Origin of the sequence: Micromonospora sp. D75, from assembly GCF_018070405.1 — a bacterium.
GTDB classification, from domain to species: domain Bacteria; phylum Actinomycetota; class Actinomycetes; order Mycobacteriales; family Micromonosporaceae; genus Micromonospora; species Micromonospora chalcea.
The window spans coordinates 1-20316 of record NZ_JAGPXV010000030.1 but is presented as its reverse complement, the minus strand read 5'-3'; the positions used below and the strand labels follow the sequence as shown (position 1 = coordinate 20316).

At 72.6% G+C, this 20316-nt stretch carries 17 protein-coding genes and 1 pseudogene; 13 read left to right on the top strand and 5 right to left on the bottom strand.

Translation table 11 applies throughout. From position 1 onward, the window contains the following. Window positions 1–1228 (top strand): LuxR C-terminal-related transcriptional regulator (locus KBX39_RS03610; protein WP_210869161.1); only part of this gene is annotated, 1228 nt, incomplete at its 5' end. A 54-nt stretch (window positions 1229–1282) separates the two neighbouring features. On the opposite strand, the gene KBX39_RS03605 is transcribed toward KBX39_RS03610, so the two are convergent. After that, entirely contained in the window at window positions 1283–2977 is a 1695-nt protein-coding gene (locus KBX39_RS03605; RefSeq protein WP_187692357.1) for a LuxR C-terminal-related transcriptional regulator, read from the bottom strand. 1000 nt (window positions 2978–3977) lie between these two features. Here KBX39_RS03605 and KBX39_RS03600 point away from each other — a divergent pair. Further along, window positions 3978–6077: an MMPL family transporter gene (locus tag KBX39_RS03600; protein WP_197494845.1), complete on the top strand. Its 2100-nt coding sequence runs from the start codon at window positions 3978–3980 to the stop codon at window positions 6075–6077. An 83-nt stretch (window positions 6078–6160) separates the two neighbouring features. Beyond that, a pseudogene (locus tag KBX39_RS03595) lies at window positions 6161–7165 on the top strand (NAD(P)H-dependent flavin oxidoreductase). A 51-nt stretch (window positions 7166–7216) separates the two neighbouring features. On the opposite strand, the gene KBX39_RS03590 reads toward KBX39_RS03595, so the two are convergent. Beyond that, the gene (locus tag KBX39_RS03590; protein WP_064445531.1) at window positions 7217–7633 is read right to left on the bottom strand and encodes a DUF4440 domain-containing protein; all 417 of its coding nucleotides are present in this window, start codon (window positions 7631–7633) and stop codon (window positions 7217–7219) included. 190 nt (window positions 7634–7823) lie between these two features. Between KBX39_RS03590 and KBX39_RS03585 the strand changes: the two genes are divergently transcribed. Continuing rightward, on the top strand, window positions 7824–8492 hold the full coding sequence (locus tag KBX39_RS03585) for an NAD(P)H-dependent oxidoreductase (protein ID WP_084212922.1): 669 nt from the start codon (window positions 7824–7826) through the stop codon (window positions 8490–8492). Window positions 8493–8543: 51 nt separating this feature from the next. On the opposite strand, the gene KBX39_RS03580 is transcribed toward KBX39_RS03585, so the two are convergent. Then, the gene (locus tag KBX39_RS03580; protein WP_210869159.1) at window positions 8544–9218 is read right to left on the bottom strand and encodes a TetR/AcrR family transcriptional regulator; all 675 of its coding nucleotides are present in this window, start codon (window positions 9216–9218) and stop codon (window positions 8544–8546) included. 128 nt (window positions 9219–9346) lie between these two features. On the opposite strand from KBX39_RS03580, the gene KBX39_RS03575 reads away from it, so the two are divergent. After that, a complete protein-coding gene (locus KBX39_RS03575) occupies window positions 9347–10042 on the top strand; it encodes an NAD(P)-dependent oxidoreductase (RefSeq protein ID WP_043323041.1) in 696 nt (231 codons plus the stop codon). Between the two features lie 140 nt (window positions 10043–10182). Continuing rightward, window positions 10183–11277, top strand: coding sequence for a transposase (locus KBX39_RS03570; RefSeq protein WP_064445527.1), 1095 nt, complete (start codon window positions 10183–10185; stop codon window positions 11275–11277). Window positions 11278–11292: 15 nt separating this feature from the next. Here KBX39_RS03570 and KBX39_RS03565 read toward each other — a convergent pair whose 3' ends face one another. Next, window positions 11293–12297: a 3-oxoacyl-ACP synthase III family protein gene (locus KBX39_RS03565; protein WP_069088363.1), complete on the bottom strand. Its 1005-nt coding sequence runs from the start codon at window positions 12295–12297 to the stop codon at window positions 11293–11295. A gap of 253 nt (window positions 12298–12550) precedes the next feature. Here KBX39_RS03565 and KBX39_RS03560 point away from each other — a divergent pair, with 253 nt between their 5' ends. From KBX39_RS03560 to KBX39_RS03545, 4 genes are read left to right on the top strand one after another with little or no spacing between them, the layout of a single operon-like run. Further along, window positions 12551–13504, top strand: a complete 954-nt coding sequence (locus KBX39_RS03560) for an amidohydrolase family protein (RefSeq protein WP_082930900.1) — start codon at window positions 12551–12553, stop codon at window positions 13502–13504. 4 nt (window positions 13505–13508) lie between these two features. Further along, window positions 13509–14318: an arylamine N-acetyltransferase gene (locus KBX39_RS03555; protein ID WP_069088362.1), complete on the top strand. Its 810-nt coding sequence runs from the start codon at window positions 13509–13511 to the stop codon at window positions 14316–14318. A 3-nt stretch (window positions 14319–14321) separates the two neighbouring features. Further along, on the top strand, window positions 14322–15161 hold the full coding sequence (locus tag KBX39_RS03550) for an arylamine N-acetyltransferase (RefSeq protein ID WP_069088361.1): 840 nt from the start codon (window positions 14322–14324) through the stop codon (window positions 15159–15161). After that, a complete protein-coding gene (locus KBX39_RS03545) occupies window positions 15158–16180 on the top strand; it encodes an NADPH:quinone reductase (protein ID WP_218062395.1) in 1023 nt (340 codons plus the stop codon). Before KBX39_RS03550 ends, KBX39_RS03545 begins: the two co-directional genes overlap by 4 nt. On the opposite strand, the gene KBX39_RS03540 is transcribed toward KBX39_RS03545, so the two are convergent. Further along, the gene (locus KBX39_RS03540) at window positions 16148–17776 is read right to left on the bottom strand and encodes a helix-turn-helix domain-containing protein (protein WP_069088360.1); all 1629 of its coding nucleotides are present in this window, start codon (window positions 17774–17776) and stop codon (window positions 16148–16150) included. The genes KBX39_RS03545 and KBX39_RS03540 overlap by 33 nt on opposite strands. A gap of 166 nt (window positions 17777–17942) precedes the next feature. Between KBX39_RS03540 and KBX39_RS03535 the strand changes: the two genes are divergently transcribed. The 3 genes from KBX39_RS03535 to KBX39_RS03525 form a co-directional block, all read left to right on the top strand. Further along, window positions 17943–18485 carry an SRPBCC family protein gene (locus tag KBX39_RS03535; protein WP_064445522.1) on the top strand — a complete coding sequence of 181 codons (543 nt, stop codon included), beginning with the start codon at window positions 17943–17945 and terminating at the stop codon, window positions 18483–18485. 9 nt (window positions 18486–18494) lie between these two features. Next, a complete protein-coding gene (locus KBX39_RS03530; protein ID WP_069088359.1) occupies window positions 18495–20066 on the top strand; it encodes a class I adenylate-forming enzyme family protein in 1572 nt (523 codons plus the stop codon). Continuing rightward, on the top strand, window positions 20063–20316 hold a 254-nt coding region (locus KBX39_RS03525; RefSeq protein ID WP_210869157.1), incomplete at its 3' end, for an FAD-dependent oxidoreductase. The genes KBX39_RS03530 and KBX39_RS03525, both read left to right, overlap by 4 nt.

Genomic DNA, 20316 nt, shown 5'->3' with positions numbered 1-20316 from the left:
GGACCGGGCCAAGCTGGACCGGGCGCTCGCGGACGTCACGAAGCGCCTGGGCGGTGCGTCGCCCGCCGGGCCGGAGCCCGGGACCCCGTCGCCGGGCTGCGCGCCCGGCGGGCGGCCGCTGTGGACCTGGCTGGTCCGGGCACTGGCCGCGGCCGATCAGCGCGACGAGGCGCAGGCGGTGCTGGACACCGTACGGCCGACGACGCGGGAGTCCTGCCACACCGGCTCGGAGACGCTCCGGCGCGGCCACCGGGCCGAGCTGCTGACGGCGGCGGGACGGCTGGAGGAGGCGCACGCCGAGGCGGAGGCGGCGCTGCGAGCCGCCGATCGCGCCCGGCCGGCCGACTGCGTACCGGCGCGCCTGGGCCGGGCCCTCCTCAGCCTGCCCCGCGGTGACCTCGCCACGGCCAGCGACCAGTTACGGGCGGCCGAGCGGCTGGCCGGCGCCGACGACACGGCGCGGATGGACGGGGCGCTGGCCCGGTTCCACGCGGCCAGCGGCCGTCCGGCGATGATGGTGCAGACGTTGATCAACGTCGCCGGGCAGGTCGTACCCGATCCGCTGCTGTTCACCGAGGCGCCGGCCGCGGCGGCGGCGCTCGTCCGCCAGGCCCGCCGGGCCGGGCTCGACGCGGAGGCCGAGCGGGCCGTGGAGGTCGCCCGGCGCGTCGCCCGCGGCAATCCGTTCGTCCAGTCGCTGGCGGCGGCGGCCGAGCACGCCGCGGGTCTGCTGCGCGACGATCCGACGGCACTGCTGCGGGCCGCGGATCTGCACCGGCTCGCCGGCCGTACGCTGGCCGCGGCCGGCGCGGTGGAGGACGCGGCCCGCGGCACCCGGGACCGGGCCGAGGCCATCCGGCTCCTCGAAGCCGCGGCGGACGCCTACCGCGAGTGCGGCGCGCGACGCGACCTGGACCGCGTGGAGGCCGAGCTGCGTGGTGTGCCCGCGCACAACGTCCGCCCGCTGGTCCCGGACCGGCCCCGGTCCGGGTGGGAGAGCCTGACCAGCGCGGAGCTGCGGGTCGTGCGGGCCATCGTGGACGGGATGACCAACCGTGAGGCGGCGAGCTCGCTGTTCCTGTCCCCGCACACCGTCGACAGCCACCTGCGGCGCGTCTTCTCCAAGCTCGACATCAACAGCCGGGTCGAACTGACCCGCTGCTTCATCGCGCACGAGGCGGTCCGGCCGGCGCTGGCCACCCCACGCCAGCCGGCGTCCGCCGGCTGAGCGGGCCGTCCGGCGGACGGGCGCGGTTCAGCCGGCGGACGCCGGAGACGCGGTTCAGCTGGCCTTGCCGGTCACGGAGCCCGTGTCCCAGTCCGGCTCGCCGGTCATCGAATAGATCGCCGCACGGCTGGAGTAGGTGGCCGCGGCGTGCGCCAGCTCGGCCCGGGTGTTGAAGCCCAGCTTCCGGTAGACCTTCCGCAGGTGGTAGTTGACGGTGTGCGCGGACAGGTGGACCTGCTTGGCGATCTGCCGGTTCGTCAGGCCCACGCTCACCAGGTAGGCGATCCGCTGCTCCATGTCGGACAGGGTCGACCAGCAGCTCGCCGGTGGGACACCGGTTTCCTCGGCGCGGGCCGGTGTCACCGGCCGTCCCCCCGCCTGGGCCTGCGCGGCGTAGAGCTTGGCGAGCTCCTCGGTGGCCAGCGCCACCGAGATCGGGTCCCGTGACTGCACGATGATGAGCGCCAGAGCCGCCGGGGCGCTGTTCGCCAGCGCGTGGGCGTGCATGGCGGTGAGGCTGACGACCTGGATCCCGGGATTGTCCGCGGCCAGCCCGTCCACCGTGGCGAGGACGCGGCGTTCGAGGTCACGGTCGTCCACGTCGCGGGCGAGCAGGACCAGGAAGGCGGCGGCGCTCGGCACCTCGACGTACAGGCGGCGTCGCGTCGGCAGGCGGCGGTGCTTGCCCGCCAGCAGCCGGGCGGCGGCCCGCGGGCCCTCCTGCTTGACCGTGATCAGCACTTCCGCCCACGAGTACTGCACCGAGTCGAGGACCACATGGCGGTCCGCGTCCTCCTGCCCCCGCCTGAGGTACTCGATCGCGGCGGGCACGTCGCCCATGTAGAAGGAGGCGGTGCTGAGCACCGCGTAGGCGAGGGGCCGCAGCATGGGCACCGCGTCCCCGGCCACGGCGGCGGTGGCCAGCGCCGCCTCCCGGCGCGCGTCCCCGATCCGCCCGGCCTGCAGCAGCAGCCGGGACCGCATCACCGCCGGCGCGGCCGTCCAGATCGGCGCGGGCAGTCCGCGCAGGCCGGCCTCCGCCTCGTTGATCAGCGCCTCGGCCTCGTCGAACTCACGCAGGTTCGCGAGTTTGCCGGCGAGCGCGAGCTGGGCGTGCAGACGCCACACCGGTTCGGCCTCCGCGCCGGCCCGCACCGCCGCCCGTCCCAGCTCCAGGCCGTCGGCCAGCTTTCCCGCCGACCACAGCCCGGTGGACCGGGCGGTCAGCGCCATCGCCAGCGCGGCGTCACCGGACTCGGCGTCGCGTTCCCGCAGGATCGCCTCGGTCAGCGGATCGGTGCCCTCGCCGCCGAGCAGGAGATCGGCCAGCACCAGACACGCCTGCGCGTCACGCCGGGCGGCGGGCGACGCGGCCGGGCCGGCGAGAACCGCCTCGGCGACACGGACGCCGGCCTCGGCGTTCCCGCTCATGATCAGGCGGTGCGCGCGGGAACAGGATCCGGTGGCGTCCTCTCCGGTCGCGCTCACCGGCGCGGCAGTCGCGGCGTCCATCCGGCGATTCCGGTCGGCCACCGGGCTGCGTCGCCCGGAAAGGCTCATCGCCTCACGTCGTAAGGCGTCGCGGGCGGGCCCGGGAATGGCCTCGATGATGCCGCGCAGCAGGAAATCGCTCTGAAAGGCGAGCTGATGCTCGGCGGCCACGACGAAGCCCGAGGCGATCGCCTCGTCCACCGGCGGGAGCAGGGCCGCCGACGATCTGCCCAGCATTCTCGAGACGTCCTCCAGCATGAAGGATCTGCCCAATGCGGCGGCAACCTTCAGAAACTGCTGGCAGCCGGCGCTCACGTCATTCAATCGCCGCATGACAAAACTCAGCACACGCCGGGGAATTCGACGGGAAACCAATTCCGCCCGACCATTTCTCTCCCGGATCAATCCCTCTTCGGCGAGCCCGCGCGCCAGTTCGGCGACCAGGTGCGGATTTCCGCCGGCACCGCCCGCGAAGTCAATCAGCTCGCGGTGCACGTCGACCCCGAGGATCTCGCGCAGGACCTGCTCGTCGCTCCCTCCGCCCCCCGGCTGGGACACCGGCCCCCCGGCGGCGCACACCGGATTTCGTGCTGCGGCTGTCGCCTCGTTCTCCCGCGGCCGTCCCGTTGTCATAATCCCCCCGGAATATGCGCACACAGCTCAAGAAAAGCCTGGACTCGGTCGATGACGCTACCCCACAGCAACCACATTTGCCATCGATCACCGTCGTCGCTCATCATAACTATCCGGCAGGCCCCGGCGCAGCCGTCATATATCAGGCAGCATCCCGCTGATATCGGACTTACCTAAACAATGCCACGATTGGCAGAACTCGCACGCATGACCGAAACAGCCCTCGCCGCGGACCGTCCCGGACCGGCCGGCCGAACGTCCAGCACCATCGTGACCAGGTGAAACAAGCTCCGACCGGAACACGGCGTCACTCCTGCCCGGTCCGGACGCGACCGCTCCCGCGGGCGGTCGACGGCGGCTGGTCACCGCACCGCTCTGCCGACAGAGAAAGCGCAGGATACGGCGCTGACCGGATACCGACAGGTGTACTGCAAATGGAGTACCGCAACCGTGGTAGCGACGTCCAGGAAGTGCCTGCATCCGTACGGCGACACAGAAGTGCCTGTTCACGACCATTAGGTAGAGCGCTTATTGACTTGAGGAGAAGATGATGCCTACCGAGACTCCCCGCACAGACGGAGCTCTGGCGGGATTGGCGCGGTTCTGTTACCGGCGTCGTCGACTGGTGCTCCTGACCTGGATCGTCGGCGTCATCGCCCTGGCGTTCCTGGGCTTCCGCTACGGCGCCGCCCCGGACAACGTCTACTCCGGCGGGGACTCCCATTCCGCACGGGCGCAGGCCCTGATCGAGAAGCACTTCCCCGAGCAGCGGGGCGACACGCTCACCCTGGCCATCAAGGCCGAGCGGGGCATCGACGACCCGGCGGCGCGGCAGAAGATCGAGAAGGTCATCTCCGACCTGGACGCCTCACCGGTGACCGGGCCGATCGTCTCGCCCTACGACGACCGCAACCTGGTCACCGCCGACCGCCGCATCGCCCGGACGACGATCCCGCTGACCTCGATGGACGTGGAGAAGGCCGAGGCCAAGCCACTCGTCGACACGGTCAAGGACGCCTCCGGCGACGGCGTGACGCTGGGGCTGGGCGGCGAGCGGGCGGAGAAGGCGGAGACGCCCCCGCAGGGTCCGGCCGAGGCGGTCGGCGTGGTGACCGCCGCGGTGATCCTGTTCCTCGCGTTCGGCTCGCTGGTGGCGATGGGCCTGCCGATCGTCACCGCGCTGCTGGCGGTGCTCGGCGGCGTCGCGCTGATGAAGCTCGTCGGACACCTCGTCCCCTCACCGGACTTCACGGTGCTCATCGCCGTGCTGATCGGCCTCGGCGTCGGCATCGACTACGCGTTGTTCATCCTCACCCGCTTCAAGGACAGCCTGGTGGAGGGGGACGATCCCGAGAGCGCCACGGTCAAGGCCATCACCACCGCCGGTCACGCGGTCCTCTTCGCGGGCACCACCGTGATGATCGCGCTGCTGGGCCTGATCGCCATGGGCCAGAAGATGATGAACGGCGTCGCGCTCGGGGCCTCGGCGACGGTGCTGGTGACGATGATCGCCGCGGTCACGCTGATGCCGGCCTTCCTGGGCTTCGCCGGCTACAAGATCCAGGGTCTGCGCGTACCGCGCCGGGGCCCCCTTCGGCAGGCCGGCTCCGACGCGCCGAAGCAGGAGCGCCGCACGCTCGCGGAACGCTGGGCCGGCGTGGTGCAGCGCCGCCCGGTCATCGCCGCGCTCGGGGCAACCGCCATCCTGCTGGTGCTGACCGCGCCGCTGCTGTCGATGCGGCTGAGCCTGCCCGACGCCAGCGTCCAGCCCCGCGACCGCAGCAGCTACACCTCGTACGAGATCCTGTCCGAGGGCTTCGGCCCCGGCTACGGCGCTCCCCTGATCTTCGCCGCCGAGGTCGGCGACGGAAACAGCGACCTCGGTCCGGTCGTCGCCGCGGTGAGCGGCACCGAGGGCGTGGCGTACGCGACGCCGCCCCGGATCAGCCAGGACGGGCAGGCCGCCGTCTTCATGGCCTTCCCCCGCACCGGCGCCCAGGACGAGGCCACCGCGGACCTGGTGCACAAGCTGCGCGACGACGTGCTCCCCGCGGCGTCCGGCGGCCGCGAGGTCTATCTCGGCGGCCCGAACGCCGGCGCGATCGACCTCGCCGAGGAGACCAGCTCCCGGCTGCCCGTGATGATCACCGTGGTCATCCTGCTGTCCCTGCTGCTGCTCGTCGTGCTGGTGCGGTCGGTCACGATCGCGCTGCAGGCGGCGGTGATGAACCTGCTGTCCATCGGCGCCTCGTTCGGTGTGCTGGTGGCGATCGTGCAGTGGGGTTGGCTCGGGTCCGCCCTCGGCTTCCCCACCTCCATGCCGATCACGACATGGGTGCCGATGATGATGTTCCCGCTGCTGTTCGGCCTCTCCATGGACTACGAGGTCTTCCTGATCTCGCGGATCCGTGAGGAGTACGAGCGCACCGGCGACACCCGCCGTGCCGTGACCCGCGGTCTGGCCCGTACCGCCAAGGTGATCACGGCGGCGGCCGCCATCATGATCGCCGTGTTCACCACCGGCATGCTCGGCCCCGACGTCTCGGTCAAGCAGGTCGGCCTGGGCATGGCGGTGGCGGTGTTCGTCGACGCCACCATCGTCCGGATGATCCTCGTCCCGGCCGTGATGGAGCTGTGCGGCAAGGCCAACTGGTGGATGCCCGGACGGCGGGCGAAGACGGCCCCGGTTCCCCCGGCCGGGGTCGAGGAAGCGGCCCGGATCTGAGCCCTTCCCCCACAGGGTGCGGGGAACCCCTGGACGGGGTTCCCCGCACTCGCTGTCGTCCGGAACCGACGTAGGGTCACGCCATGACCGAGCTGCTCCCTCCCCTGGTGGTCGCCCCGATGGCCGGAGGTCCGTCGAACCCGGCGCTGGTCACCGCCGCCGCCCGGGCCGGCTCGGTCGGCGTCCTCGCCGCCCGCTAGCAGACCCCCGAGGCCGTCGAGGACCAGGTACGCGCGACGCGCGCGGCCGGCGTGCCGTACGGGCTCAACATCTTCGTGCCGACCCCGGCCGAGCCGGACCCGGCGCGGGTGGAGGCGTACCGCCGGTTGTTGCTGCCGGAGGCGCAGCGGTACGGGGTGGACCTGCCGACGCCGCGCCGGCACGACGACGACCACTTCGCCGCGAAGGTGGACCTGGCGGTGGCGTACGCGGTCCCGCTCGTGAGCTTCGCGTTCGGCGTACCGCCGGCGGGCGTGGTGCGGGCGCTGCGCGACGCCGGATGCCACGTGCTGATCACCGTCACCTCGGCCGACGAGGCCCTCCGGGCGGTCGCCGCCGGACCGGACGCGCTCGTCGCGCAGGCGGGCACGGCGGGCGGGCACGCCTCGACCACCGATCCGTCCGGCTACCGGCCGCGCGGCGAGGCGCGGGACCTGCTCGCCGCCGTACGGTCGGTCACGGACCTGCCGGTCGTCGTGGCCGGCGGAACCTCGTCCGCCGAGGATGTCGCGCGGCTGCGCGCGGCCGGCGCGGCGGCGGTGCAGAGCGGCACCGCGTTCCTGCTCGCCGACGAGGCCGGTACCCGGCCGGCGCAGCGCGCCGCGATGCTCTCCGGCGACTTCCGCCGGACCGTTGTCACCCGGGCGTTCACCGGTCATCCGGCGCGGGCCCTGGCCAACCGCTTCACCGACGCCTACTCCGCGGCGGCGCCGGTCGCCTATCCGGCGGTGCACCACCTGACCGCGCCGATCCGGGCCGCGGCGGCACGTCTCGGTGACGCCGAGGCGCTGAACCTGTGGGCCGGGACCGGTTTCGCGTCCGCCGTGCCGGGCCCGGCCGCCGACATCGTCGCCCGATTGACGGGCTGACCGTCCGGCCGGCCGGTCACCGGCGCCGCTGCGGCCCGGTGTCGACAGTGGTCAGGGTGCGGTGGGACCGGCGGCGCCCAGTCCGGCGGGGTTGCTGATGACGCAGCGCCAGGCGCCGTCCGCGCCGCGCCGGAGCACGTCGACGGCGGTGCCCTCGATCCGGATCGGGGTGCCGTCGGGTCCGGTTCCCTCGTGGACGTAGTCGTTGATCACCAGGGCGATGTCGCCGGTGACGTACTGGTGGCGGACGGCCACCTTGATCGGCAGGAAGTGCTGCTCCTCCCGGCTGCGCGCGCGCCTCTGGTCGCCGGTCAGGACCGTGCCGGGGGCGAGGATCAGCAGGGCGTCCGGCTCGTAGAGCTGCTCCAGCTGGTCGAGATCGCGGTTGTTGAACGCGCGCTCGAACAGGGGCAGGAGCGCGGCGGGGTCGGTGGGTGCGGCGGGCGGTTCCGCGGAAGCGTTCGACATGGGCGCAGCACACCCGGACCGGGACGGACCGGTCAACGACGACGGGCCGGTTCTGTCAGGTCGCGGCCCCGGCGGACATCGAGGTGACTAACTAAGATCCGCGCCGTTTGCCGGGCGGGGCGCGGCGGACAGGATGCCCGTAGATGGTCCATGCGGTGCCCAGGCGCATCGACTCGTGAGGAGCGTTCCTGTGATCAAGGTGGCAATCATCTTCCACTCCCGCAGCGGGAATACCTACCAGATGGCCGTGGCCGCGGCGGCTGCGGCGGTGAAGGCGGGCGCGGAGGCGCAGCTCTACAAGGTGCCCGACCTGCCCAGCCCGATGGTGCTCGACCACAAGGCGTACGCCGAGCTCAACGCCGAGACCGCGGACGTCCCGGTGGCCACGCTCGCGGACCTGGTCGCGGCGGACGCCATCATGATCGGCACGCCGGTGCACTACGGGCTGCCGGCTCCGCAGATCCTCGACTTCATCGACCACTCCGGACCGGTCGCCATTCCGGGTGACCTGGCGAACAAGGTGGTGTCCGTGTTCGCGTCCGGCTCGATGCCGCACGCCGGGCAGCAGGCGGCCATCCTGGCGCTGCACAACTGCATCTGCCACTGGGGTTCGCTGATCGTCCCGAACGGCTCCAGCGTCGAGGTGCTCGGCCTGCCGAACAACGGCGCGCCGTACGGCACGTGCAGCGTCTCCCGGCACGAGGCGAACAACGTCCACGAGGACAACCTCGCCGCCATCGAGTACCAGGCGCTGCGGCTGGTCGAGGTGGCCACCGCGTACAAGATCGGCCGCGAGCAGACCACGTCGGCGATCAAGTACGTGGACCGCCGGCTGCTGGCGGAGAAGTTCGGCCTCTGACTCCGACATGAACCGGCCCGCCCGGCGCGGGCCGGTTCGGCGTGTCCGGCCTCAGGTGGCGTCGGCTGCGGCGCGGGCGGTCAGACCGTCGAGCACGTACGCCAGCCCGAGCGCGAAGTTCGTGTCCCAGTCGTCGTCGAGCAGGTGCCGCTGCGCGGCCAGTGTGGGATAGCTGGCGCTGTGCCGCTCCAGCATCAGCTGGCCCTCCCGGCGTTCGGCCGCCGACCACCGCAGCGTGGCCTGGCTGGCCGCGGAGCCCTGGACGTGGCTGTAGAGCACCCAGCTCGCCGCGGTGACGTCCCGGGAGGTGAACCCGGCGCGGGTCAGGGTGGCCTGGAGGAACTCCATCCAGGACAGGAAGCCGGGGCCGACCGCGGGGCGTCGTCGCATCACCGCCGACCACGGGTGCCGCAGCAGCGCGGCACGCCGCTCGGTCAGCAGCGTCGTGACGTCCGCCCGCCAGTCGTCGCCGGGTGGCGGTGGCGGCGTGGCGGCGAACACCGCGTCGACCGCGAGGTCGATCACGTCTTCCTTGGTGTCCACGTGCCAGTAGAGCGTGGTGGTGCCGACGCCGAGGCGGTCGGCGAGGCGGCGCATGGTGAGCTGCCCGACGTCGTCCTCGTCCAGCAGCTCGACCGCGGCGGCGGTGATGCGTTCGACGGTCAGCGGCGGGTCGGGCCGCGCCGACGTCGTCCGCAGCCACAGGCTCCGGCTCCGCTCCGCCATCCCGTCACCCGCCTCGCCCGAAATCTGCCCGTTCCGCCCGTGAGCGTAGTACATTGGTCGGGCACCGGAACGTTGTTCGACTGCTGGACCGTCGTTCGACCCTCGCGCCGACGAAGAGGTGGGGCCAGATGAGACTCGTGGTGTTCGGCGCGAACGGGCCCACCGGCCGGCTGGCCACCGAGCTGGCGATGGCCCGGGGCCACGTCGTCACAGCAGTGACCCGGCGTCCGGAGTCCTTCCCGGTGCGGGGCGAGAACCTGCGGGTGGTGGGCGCCGACGTGCTGGACGCCGCGGCTGTCGACGCCGCCGTCGCCGGCCAGCAGGCGGTGATCTCGACGCTGGGTGTGCCGTACACGAAGGAGACGGTGCGAACCTACTCCGAGGGCGCCGCCAACATGATCGCCGCGATGCGGGCCCACGGCCTGCGCCGGCTGGTCTGCGTGACGTCGACCGGCACCAGCGGCGAGCACGCCGAGGGCGAGACGTTCACCTTCAAGAAGATCATCGCACCGATCCTGCTGCGGATGGGACGCACCGTCTACGAGGACATGGCGCGGATGGAGAAGGTGGTGTCGGAAAGCGGTCTGGACTGGACGGTCATCCGTCCGGCCGGCCTCTTCGACGGTGACGGCGTCACCGACTACCGGGCCGAGCCGCGCCGGCTCCCCGGCCGGTTCACCTCCCGCACCGACCTGGCCGACCTGCTCGTCCGGGAGGCGACCGAGGACCTTCACGTAGGCCAGTTCATCGACGTGGTCACCACCACCGGCGCGCCGACCTTCGCGCAGATGTTCATCCGGGAGGCGCTGCACATCGGCAAGTGACGCCCGCCCCGCGGGCCTCCCGGCGACCTGCGCCTCGGCCAACCACTGTGGCCCCGAGGGCGGTGCCGCCAGCACCTCGACCATCCTCGCCGCGGGTTCCAAGCTCGTGTGCATTCGCCGCCGCGCCGCGAGGAGGCAGGATGCTGCTGGACGAGGATCTGACGGATCTGTGCGACGACATCCTGGCCGGGCTGCCGCGCAGCGATCAGCGACGGCGCGGCCGGGAGTACGTCCGCGGGCTGCTGCTGGCCCGGGGACGCAAGTCGATCCGCAACATCGCCGCGATCTCCACGGAACCCGCCGCGGAGCAGGCGCTGCACCATTTCGTCAGCGACTCCACCTGGGACTGGATGCCGGTCCGGCGGGCGCTCGCCCGGCACGTCACGCGCCTCTGCGGGGCCCGGACCTGGGTGCTGCATCCGACCCTGATCCGCAAGGCCGGGACGCACTCGGTGGGCGTCGGCCGCCGGTACTCGCCGGGCCTGGGGCAGTCCCTCAACGCGCAGCACGCGGTTGGTCTCTGGGCGGCCTCGACGAGCGTCGTCACGCCGGTCAACTGGCGGCTGCACCTCAACGAGGACTGGTTGTCCGACGAGAAGCGCCGCCGGCGCGCGGCCATCCCGGACGACCTGGTCGCCCAGTCGCTGGGCGCCTGCACCGTCGAGGCGTACCTGGAACTGGGGGCGCCGGCCGGCGAGCTGGTCGTGGTGGACGCGCGGGAGATGGACGTCGAGGCGGTGGTCCGCCGGTTACGGGCCGCCGGAGCGCCGGTGCTGGTCCGGGTGCCCGCCGGCCTGCGGCTGGTCCCGGCCGCCGGCGCCACCGCCGAGCCGGCCGGCGACCTGGCGGCGACCGTACGGCACCAGCGCCGGCCGGTCTTCGGGCTCACGGCGCGCCCGCCGGTGCTGGCCGGCACCGTCGCGGTTCGGCTGCCCAGCACCCGAAGCTACGATCCCCTGCTTTTGGTGGAGCTGAGCGCGCCGGGGCGCGGTGAGCCCGGCCAGCTGTGGCTGACCAGTCGCGGCGACATCGGCCTCGCCGACCTGGTCCGCCGGGCGGCGCTGGTCCGGCGGGTCACCGACGACCTGGAGTCCACCGGCGACCAGGTGGGACTGCGCGACTTCACCGGCCGCTCGTACCGGGGCTGGCACCGCCACGTGACGCTGGCGTCGGCGGCGCACACGGTGCTCGCGACGCACGGCCGGCCGGAGCCGGCCCTGCGGCGCACCTCCTGACGCGCGACGGGCGGGCTAGCCGGCCTGGAGCAGGGTCATCCCCATGGACATCCCGCCGCCGAATGCGGTGAGCAGCACGAGGTCGCCGACGCGGACCCGGCCGGAGCGGCACAGCTGGTCGTAGGTGATGGGCACCGCGGCGGCGCCGGTGTTGCCGTAGGCGGTGTACGTGCTGGCGACGCGGTCGAAGGGCAGCCCGAGCCGCTCCGCCATCGAGGCGAGGATCCGGCCGTTGGCCTGGTGCGGCACCAGATGCCCGAGCCGGTGCGGCGGCACACCGTGCTCGGCCAGGAACTCGGCGATGCCGGCGACCACGTACGTGTCGATGAACTCGCGTACTCCCCGGCCGTCCATCCGGAAGTGGTGCGAGCCGTCGCGGAGCGTCTGCTCCGAGGCCGGCAGGCGGCTGCCACCGGCCGCCACGCCGATCAGCCCGCGCGCCTCGGCGAAGCTGAGCAGCCGGGTGGCCACGACCCGGTGCGCGCCACCGACCCCGATCACCGCGGCGCCCGCGCCGTCGCCGAACAGCACCACTGTGCGGCGGTCCTGCGGCGACAGGATGCGCGAGTAGACGTCCGCGCCGATCACCAGCGCCGGCCGGTCCCCCGCTGCGGTCACCAGCCGCTCGGCGACCGCGAGCCCGTAGCTGAAGCCGCTGCACACCGCGTTGACGTCGAACGCGGCGGTACCCCGTCCGGCGCCGATCTCGTGGGCGACGACGCTGGCCGTGGGTGGTTGCGGCGAATCCGGCGTCGACGTGGCCACCACGACGAGCGCCAGGTCCGCCGCGTCGACGCCGGCGTCCGCGAGCGCGATGCGCGCCGCTCCGATCGCCAGGTCGGAGGTCGCCTCGTCCGGCTTGGCCCACCGCCGCTGCCGGATGGCCGTCTTCTCGTACACCCAGTCGCCGGTCACGCCGGCGTGCTCGGCCGCCTCGTCGTTAGTCACCACCCGGCCGGGCAGGTAGGAGCCGGTGCCGAGCACACCGATCGGCCGGTCGCCACGCGAATATGTGAGCATGCGCCAGGTCCATTTCTTCACCAGCCGTCGATCGCGAAAATTGCGATAAGGACGGGCACCGACTTCGCGGCGAATAGTGTCGACGGTCCTCCAGACCAGACCTGCGGTCAATGTATGGCACCCGCAACGGGCAGGGCAACCGCCGGAACCGACGTGACATATTCACCCGCACCGCCTTGGCCGGGCGCGCTCCGGTCACCACTATGCGGATGTGGACGCCAACCCCGTAAACGGTCCGGCCGGGTCACCGTGGATGGACGCCATCGACGTGCACCATCACATAATTCCCGATTTCTATGCGGCCGAGCTTCGCGAATTGGGCGGTTCCACTGTTCTTTCCGGAGTCGACCGCCCCACGTGGAGCCGGGCGGGCAGCCTCGCCATGATGGACCGGCAGGGAATACGCGCCGCGATCGTCAGCCTGTGGCCGGGCGTACCCCCGCTGGACCGCGCCCGCAGCCGCGCTCTCGCGCGGCGGCTGAACGAGTACCTGGCCGAGTTCGTGGCGGCCGGCGACTGCCGCTTCGGCGCGTTCGCGGTGCTGCCCTTCCCCCACCTCGACGACTGCGTGGCGGAGTTCGTCCACGCCATCGACGTGCTGGGCCTGGACGGGCTCGGGCTGCTCACCAACTACGACGGGCTCTACGTCGGCGACCGCCGGCTCGATCCGCTGCTGGCCGAGGCCGAGCGGCGGCGTACGCCGATCTTCGTGCACCCAGCGGTGCCGCCGGCCACCGGCCAGCCCGCCTTCGGGCTGCCGCTGTCGCTGTACGAGTTCCCGTTCGAGACGGTGCGGCTGGTGGCGCAGCTGCTCTACAACGGCACGCTGGAGCGGTTCCCCGAGCTGCGGATCATCCTGCCGCACGGCGGCGGCGGGGTCACCTACTACGCCGACCGGCTCACCTACGGCCCGGTCATCAACCGCGATCTCGCCGACCGCCTGCCGGACGATCCCCTCGCCGTGCTCCGCCGCCTCTACTTCGACGTGGCGATGTGCGGCCGGCACGCGCTCGCCTCGCTGCGGCTGTTCGCCGATCCGGAACGGGTCCTGGTCGGCTCCGACTACCCGTTCATGCCGGAGTCCTTCGGCGCCTCGATCGGTGCGGGAGTGGCGCGCCACGCGGACCTCGATCCGGGGTGGTGGGCCGCGGTCAACCGGTCCAACGCGGCGAAGCTGTTCGCCCGTTTCCCCTCGACAGGAGAGTGACCACATGCTCGACGACACGCTTGTCGACGCGTACCTGAACCGCATCGGTGTGGCCCGGCCGGAGCGGCTCGACGCCGAGTCGCTGCGGCTGCTGCACGCGCAGCACGAGCTGACGGTGCCGTTCGAGACCATCGACTACCACCTCGGCAAGGAGATCTTCATCGACGAGCGGGTGGTCGAGAAGATCGTGTACCAGAACCGCGGCGGCGGCTGCGGCGAGATCAACAACGCGTTCCACTACCTGCTGGAGGCGCTGGGCTTCGACGTCACGCTGCACCAGGGCCGGGTCTGGCTCGGGCACGAGTTCACGCCGCCGTACAACCACTCGGTGACCACGGTGCGCATCGGCGAGCAGCGGTGGCTGAGCGACGTCGGCCTGGGTCGCAGCAGCCGCTACCCGCTGCTGCTGGAGTCGCCGCAGCCGCAGGAGGACCCGCACGGCACCTTCTCCACCAAGCGGGTCGCCGACAACGCCACCGACGTCTTCCGGGCCGACGCGCTGCAGTACCGCTTCTACGACGAGCCGGTCGTGGCGGCCGACGGCATGCAGGTGCTGTGGTGGTACCGCACCTCACCGGACTCGCCGTTCCTGCAGAACCTCTCCTGCACGCTGCCGACCGAGAACGGGCGCATCATCCTGCGGGAGAACAAGCTCGTCGTGATCGACGGCGACGAGCGGCGGATCGAGCGGCTCACCAACGACGACGACCTGCTGGCGGCGTACGACAAGTACTTCGGCATCAAGCTGGACGCGCCGCCGAAGCCGAGTCCGCACGTCAAGAAGTCGATGCGCATGTCGTACGAGCGGGACTGAGCCGTGCTGACCGACGAGCAGGTGCGGGGCTACCTGGACCGGATCGGCGCCGCCCGCCCCGAGCGGCCGGACCTCGCGGCGCTGCGCGACCTGCAGGAGCGCCACACGTTCACGGTGCCGTTCGAGAACCTGGACTACCACCTGGGCCACGAGATCTACATGGACGAGCGGGTGCTGGACAAGGTGATCCGCCAGCGCCGCGGCGGCGGCTGCTTCGAGATCAACACCTCGCTGTTCTTCCTGTTGCGGGCGCTGGGTTTCGCGGTGACGCTGCATCAGGGGCGGGTTTGGCTCTCCGGGCGGTTCAACGGCCCGCACAATCATCTGATGCTGACCGTGGACCTGCCCGAGACCGGCTCCCGCTGGCTGGTCGACGTCGGCTTCGGCAAGAACAGCCGGTTCCCGTTCCGGCTCGACGCGGCCGAGCCGTACGGGGACCCGCACGGCCGGTTCGCCACCCGGCGGGTCGAGCCGGGGGTCGTCGACGTGTACCGCAACGACGCGCTGCAGTACCGGTTCTACGACGAGCCGGCCGACCTGGCCGACTTCCGGCAGAACCTGTGGTGGTACCGCACCTGCCCGGACTCGCCGTTCCTGCGGAACATGTTCTGCACGCTGCCCACCGCCGACGGCCGGGTCACGCTGCAGGGCGACGTGCTGACGGTCATCGCCGGCGACCGCCGGAGCGTCGAGACGCTCACCGACGACGACGCGCTGCTGGAGGCGTACCGGCGGTGGTTCGGGATCGTCCTGGACAAGCCGCCGACGCCGAGCCCGTACGCGGACCAGTCGTCGCGCATGGCGTTCTTCCAGAACGACGACGGCGGGCCGGCCCGCCGATGACGACAGTGCGGGCCGCCTACGTCGACCGGCTGGGCCCGGCCACCGAGATCCGGTACGGCGAGTTGCCCGCGCCCCGGCCGGGCCCCACCGACGTGCTGGTCGACACGCTCGCCACCACCGTCAACCACGTCGACACGTTCGTGCGGGCCGGCACGTACCGTACGCCGGTCCCGCTGCCGTTCGTGGTGGGCCGGGACGTGGTGGGCGTGGTCGCGCACGCCGGTGACGGCGTGGCCGGCTTCCGCCCCGGCGACCGGGTCTGGTGCAACAGCCTGGGCCACGGCGGACGTCAGGGCGCGGCCGCCGAGCAGGTGGTGGTGCCCGCGGACCGGCTGTACCCGCTACCGGCGGCGGCCTCGGTGGAGGCGGTCACCGTGCTGCACCCGGCCGCCACCGCCTACCTGGCGCTGGCGGTGCACGGCCGCCTGCGCCCCGGTGAGACGGTGGTGGTGGGCGGTGGCGGCGGCAACGTCGGCTCCGCGTTGATCACGACGGCGAAGGCGCTCGGCGCGCGCGTGGTCGCCACCGCGGCGCCCCGGGACGAGGCGTTCTGCCGGGCCGCCGGCGCGGTCGAGGTGGTCGACTACGCCGCACCGGATCTCGGTGACCGGCTCGCCGCGTCCTGCCCGGAGGGCGTCCACGTCTACCTGGACACCTCCGGGACCAACGACCTGGACCTGGCGGTCGGGCAACTCGCCGTACGGGGGCGGATCGTGCTGCTCGCGGGCGCGCGGACCCGTCCGGCGCTGCCCGCCGGTGAGCTGTACACGAACGACAGGTCGATAGTCGGTTTCGTCATCTCGCTCGCCACGACCGCGGAACTGGCGGAGGCGGCCGGTTTCATCAACCGGCTGCTCGCGGCCGGCCGGCTGCGCCCGCGCGAGGTGGTGCGCCTTCCGCTGTCCGCGATGCGGGAGGCGCACCGGATGGTGGAGGACGGCGAGATGCGCGGACGGCGGGCCCTGGTCGTCCCGGACGGCGCGGCGTCACAGCTCGGTGAGCAGGCGGTGCAGGCGTAGCGCGAGCTGGATCTCCAGCGCCCGTGCCGGGAGTTGCCAGGTCGGGCCGAGCAGGCGCTTCACCCGGTCCAGCCGCCGGGTGACCGTGTTCGGGTGCATGTGCAGCAGTTCCGCCGCGTTGGTCGGGCTGCGGCCGGCCTCGAAGTACGCGTCGAGCGTGCGGGCGAGGTCGCCGTCGCGGTGCCGGTCGTAGTCGAGCACCGGCTGGAGGGTGGCGTCGATGAACTGGTCGATGCCCTCCCGGCCGGCCAGCAGCATCGGCAGGAAACCCAGCTCCCGTACCGACACGCCGCGACCGGCCAGCTCCATTGAGATCATGACGTCGAGGCAGCGCAGCGCCTGCCGGTAGCGCACCGCCACCCGCTCCGGCCCGGAACCGCTGTCGGACGCCGCGGCCGTCACCGGGCGGCCGAAGAGCGCGCCCGACTCCTCCGCCGCCGTCCGGGCGATCTCGGCCGGGTCGGCCTCCCCCGGCAGCAGCAGCACGATGTCGTCGTCGTGCAGCGCGGACAGACCGTCACCCCGGGCGGCGAACGCCGCGCTCCACATCGACGCCCAGTGCGGGCTGACGCCGTCCGGGCGCAACACCACCACGACGTACGGCCGGTCCAGCCGCACGCCCAGCCGCCGGGCCCGTTCGACAAGCGTGCCGGTGGGCTGCGGCGTGGTGATCAGCTCGTTGAGCAGGGCACGGCGGGCCTGGCTCTCCCGGCTGTCGTCGAGCTGGCGCAGGATCACCGCCGCCGCCTGGGCGATCAGGAGCAGGAGCTGCCCGTCCGGGTCGGCGAGCGGGCTGTCCATCTCCAGCAGCAGGTCTCCCATCCGCCGGTCGCCGGCCAGCACCGGGACGACCATGCGGCGGCCGTCCGGCACGCCCGGCTCCGGTCCGGCGGCGGCGGACCGGCTCGCGGCGACCACCAGACCGTCGTCGGTGCACAGCCGCACCGACGCGCCGAGACGCCGGTCGGCCTCCACCACGAAGGCGCGCGCGTCGCCGCGGGCCACGGCCAGGTCGATGAAGCCGTAGTGCGCGGAGCGCAGCGCCCGCATCCGGTCCAGGTCGGCGGCGGTACGGGCGGACTGCTGCTCCAGCCCGTAGAGCCGGGCGATCGCGACGTCCAGCAGTTGCGTCTTCTCCATCGCCGCGCCGGCGAGCCGGGCGAACGAGGTCAACTGGACGCGCTCCCCCTCGGTGACCGTCCGGGGGCGCCGGTCGGCGAGGTACAGCGCGGCGACGGACCGGCGGGGGGCGTATCCGCGCAGGTGGCCCAGACGTACCGCGACCACCGCGTGCAGTGCGCCGTCGTCGTCCGATCCGGACACCGGCGCGGCGGCCGGGGCGGATTCCGCGTCACCGCACCACAGCGGCGATCCGTCCAGCAGCGCCGCCCCGGAGGGATGGTGACCGGGCAGGTCCAGCCGGCCGTCCTCGTGGGGGCCGTCCGCCGCCCGTACCGTGATCGTCGGTCCGTCCTCGGACACGACGGCGACGAAGGCGGCCGGCGCGTCGAGCAGCCGCCGGCCCTGCCGGGCGATGTCCCGCAGCAGACCGCCTTCGTCGTGCGGCACCCCGGCGTCGTCGGCGGAGCCGGGCACGGCGGCGCCTTGTTCCGTGCTCCCCCCCATGGCTCTTCCCGTGTCCTTAGTCGCGTCGCGGATCTGCGCCGGATTATAGGCGTCCCGGCCACGAAAGACGTCGAACCTGATGAATCAGAGTCGAACACTTTGACCCTTCGGGAAGCCGATAACGACGATTCTCCGCATGGCCGAAACCGATACCACCACGCCACTGTTCGAATCGCAGGCGGAAATCGTCGTCGACGCCACTCCGGACGAGGTCTACGCGCTCGTCAGTGACCTTCCCCGGTGCCGGGAGTGGAGCACCGAGTGCACCGGAGGCGAGTGGATCAGCGGCCGTCCCGGCGCCGCCGGGGCGGTGTTCCGCGGCCACAACGTCCGTGGCGAGGACGTCGTCGCCTGGGCGCCGGTCGTCCGCGGCGTCTGGACCACGGAGTCGCAGGTGCACACCGCGATCCCCGGCGTCGAGTTCAGCTGGGCGATGCGGGACAGCCGGGGGCGCGCCCAGAGCAGCGTGTGGGCCTTCCGGATGAGCCCCGAGGGCGCCGGCTGCCGCCTGACGCACCACTTCCGGATGGACGAGCCCACCGAGGGCATCCGCAAGATCACCCGAGACATGGACGACGACGAGCGCCGGCGTTTCGTCACCGAATGGGGCGCCAAGGTCGGCGCCGATCTGCACGAGACGCTGCGCCGACTCAAGTCGATCATCGAGACCGAACGGTAGGAGCCGGACATGTTGCTGCAGACGATCGCCAATCGCGGCATCCGACTGGGCACACTCTTCGACCGGGCCGCGGCCCGGCACCCGGACAACAGCATCACCCTCGACCACGACCTCGACGTGGCGCCGGAACTCGGTCGGCGGCTCACCGTCGGCGCGGTCGCCGGCCTGGTCGCCGACCTGGCCGCCCGCCTGCACGCCGCCGGCGTACGACCGGGCGACCGCGTGGTGGTCCACAAGTCGCACAACTTCGACATCACGCTGAGCGCGTGCGCGCTGGCCCGGATCGGGGCCGTGCCGGTGCTGCTCTCCCCCCACCTCGACGCCACCACGGTGCTGCACCTGATCCGCCGGGCCGGCCGGCCGTACCTGCTGACCGACCGCGCCACCCTCGACGGGGAACTGGCGGACACCGTGTTCCCGGCGGTCGCCGGGGTGCTGCTCGCCTCCGGTGACCATCCGTCGGCCACCTCGCTGCGCGCCCTGACCGGTGTGCCGAGCGTCCCGCCGATCGTCATGTCCCCCGACCACCCCACCCTGGTCACCCACACCTCCGGCACCACCGGGCTGCCGAAGCTGGCCGTGCACACCGGACGGACGCTGCAGGCGCGCTACCGCCCGCAGGCGTCGGTCGCCGCGCTGGTGCGGCGCCGCTGCCCGGTCGCCATCCACGTCTCGTTCGTGCACTCGCGCCTGTTCACCGCGCTGGCCATCACGATGCTGCGCGGCTTCCCGCTGCTGGTGCTCGCCGACAACGACCCGGACCAGGCCACCGACCTGTTCCTCACCCATCGTCCGGGCGTGCTGGAGACCCACCCCAACTCGTTCCTGCGGTGGGAGCGGCTGGCCGACGACCCGCGCGCGCCGCTGGCCACCGTGCGCTACTTCAGCAGCACCTTCGACGCCATCCACCCGCGCACGGTCCGGCGCATGCTCGGGGCCTCCGCGCATCCCAAGCCGGTGTTCGGCCAGCTGTACGGGCAGAGCGAGGTCGGCCCGGTCGCGGCCCGCGCGTTCACCCGCCGCCGGCCCGAGGACGCCGACGGGCGCTGCGTCGGCATGCCGTTCCCCGGCATGACCGACATCCGGGTGGTCAGCCGCAACGGACGCCCGCCCACCCGCGACAACCCCGGCTACATCGAGGTACGCACCGACGGGCGCATCGTCACCTACCTCGGCGAGCAGCAGCGGTACGAGGGTCAGCGCCACGGATCGTGGTGGCGGATGGGCGACCTGGGCTACCGCACCCGGCTGGGCTGCCTGCACCTGCTCGACCGCGAGGTCGACGAGATCGACGGGTTCGGCAGCACGCTGGCGGTCGAGGACACGCTCTTCACCCGGCTGGACGAGCTCGTCGAGGTGATCATCCTGCCGGCGCCGGACGGGCCGCCCGTGCCGGTGATCTGCACCAGCGAGGACCTGCCGATCGACATCGACCGCTGGGCCGGCGCGGTCGCCACGCTGCCGCCGATGGCCCGCCCGGTGCAGCGGCGCCTGGCGGATCTCCCGCAGACCGCCACCACCAAGATCAAACGGTTGGAGCTGGCCCGGCAGCTGCTCGACCGGGACAGCGCGGCCGGATGAGCACCCGGACGCCCGTGCGCGTGGTCGTGGCCGGGGGCGGCATCGGCGGGCTCGCCACGGCACTGGCGGTCGCGGCGCACGGCCATCACGTGACGGTCCTGGAACGCCAGCCCGAGTTCACCGAGCTGGGCGCGGGCATCCAGCTCGCCCCCAACGGCCTGCACGCGCTGGACGCGCTCGGTGTGGGACCGCAGGTGCGGGCCACCGCGGTCGCCATGGCGGAACTGCGGTTCATGGACGGCGTGACCGG

Coding starts and splice junctions, on each gene's coding strand:
- KBX39_RS03605 (WP_187692357.1), bottom strand. CDS start 2,977: ATGCTGGAGGACGTCTCGAGAATGCTGGGCAGATCGTCGGCGGCCCTG.
- KBX39_RS03590 (WP_064445531.1), bottom strand. CDS start 7,633: ATGTCGAACGCTTCCGCGGAACCGCCCGCCGCACCCACCGACCCCGCC.
- KBX39_RS03580 (WP_210869159.1), bottom strand. CDS start 9,218: ATGGCGGAGCGGAGCCGGAGCCTGTGGCTGCGGACGACGTCGGCGCGG.
- KBX39_RS03575 (WP_043323041.1), top strand. CDS start 9,347: ATGAGACTCGTGGTGTTCGGCGCGAACGGGCCCACCGGCCGGCTGGCC.
- KBX39_RS03570 (WP_064445527.1), top strand. CDS start 10,183: ATGCTGCTGGACGAGGATCTGACGGATCTGTGCGACGACATCCTGGCC.
- KBX39_RS03565 (WP_069088363.1), bottom strand. CDS start 12,297: ATGCTCACATATTCGCGTGGCGACCGGCCGATCGGTGTGCTCGGCACC.
- KBX39_RS03560 (WP_082930900.1), top strand. CDS start 12,551: ATGGACGCCATCGACGTGCACCATCACATAATTCCCGATTTCTATGCG.
- KBX39_RS03555 (WP_069088362.1), top strand. CDS start 13,509: ATGCTCGACGACACGCTTGTCGACGCGTACCTGAACCGCATCGGTGTG.
- KBX39_RS03545 (WP_218062395.1), top strand. CDS start 15,158: ATGACGACAGTGCGGGCCGCCTACGTCGACCGGCTGGGCCCGGCCACC.
- KBX39_RS03535 (WP_064445522.1), top strand. CDS start 17,943: ATGGCCGAAACCGATACCACCACGCCACTGTTCGAATCGCAGGCGGAA.
- KBX39_RS03530 (WP_069088359.1), top strand. CDS start 18,495: ATGTTGCTGCAGACGATCGCCAATCGCGGCATCCGACTGGGCACACTC.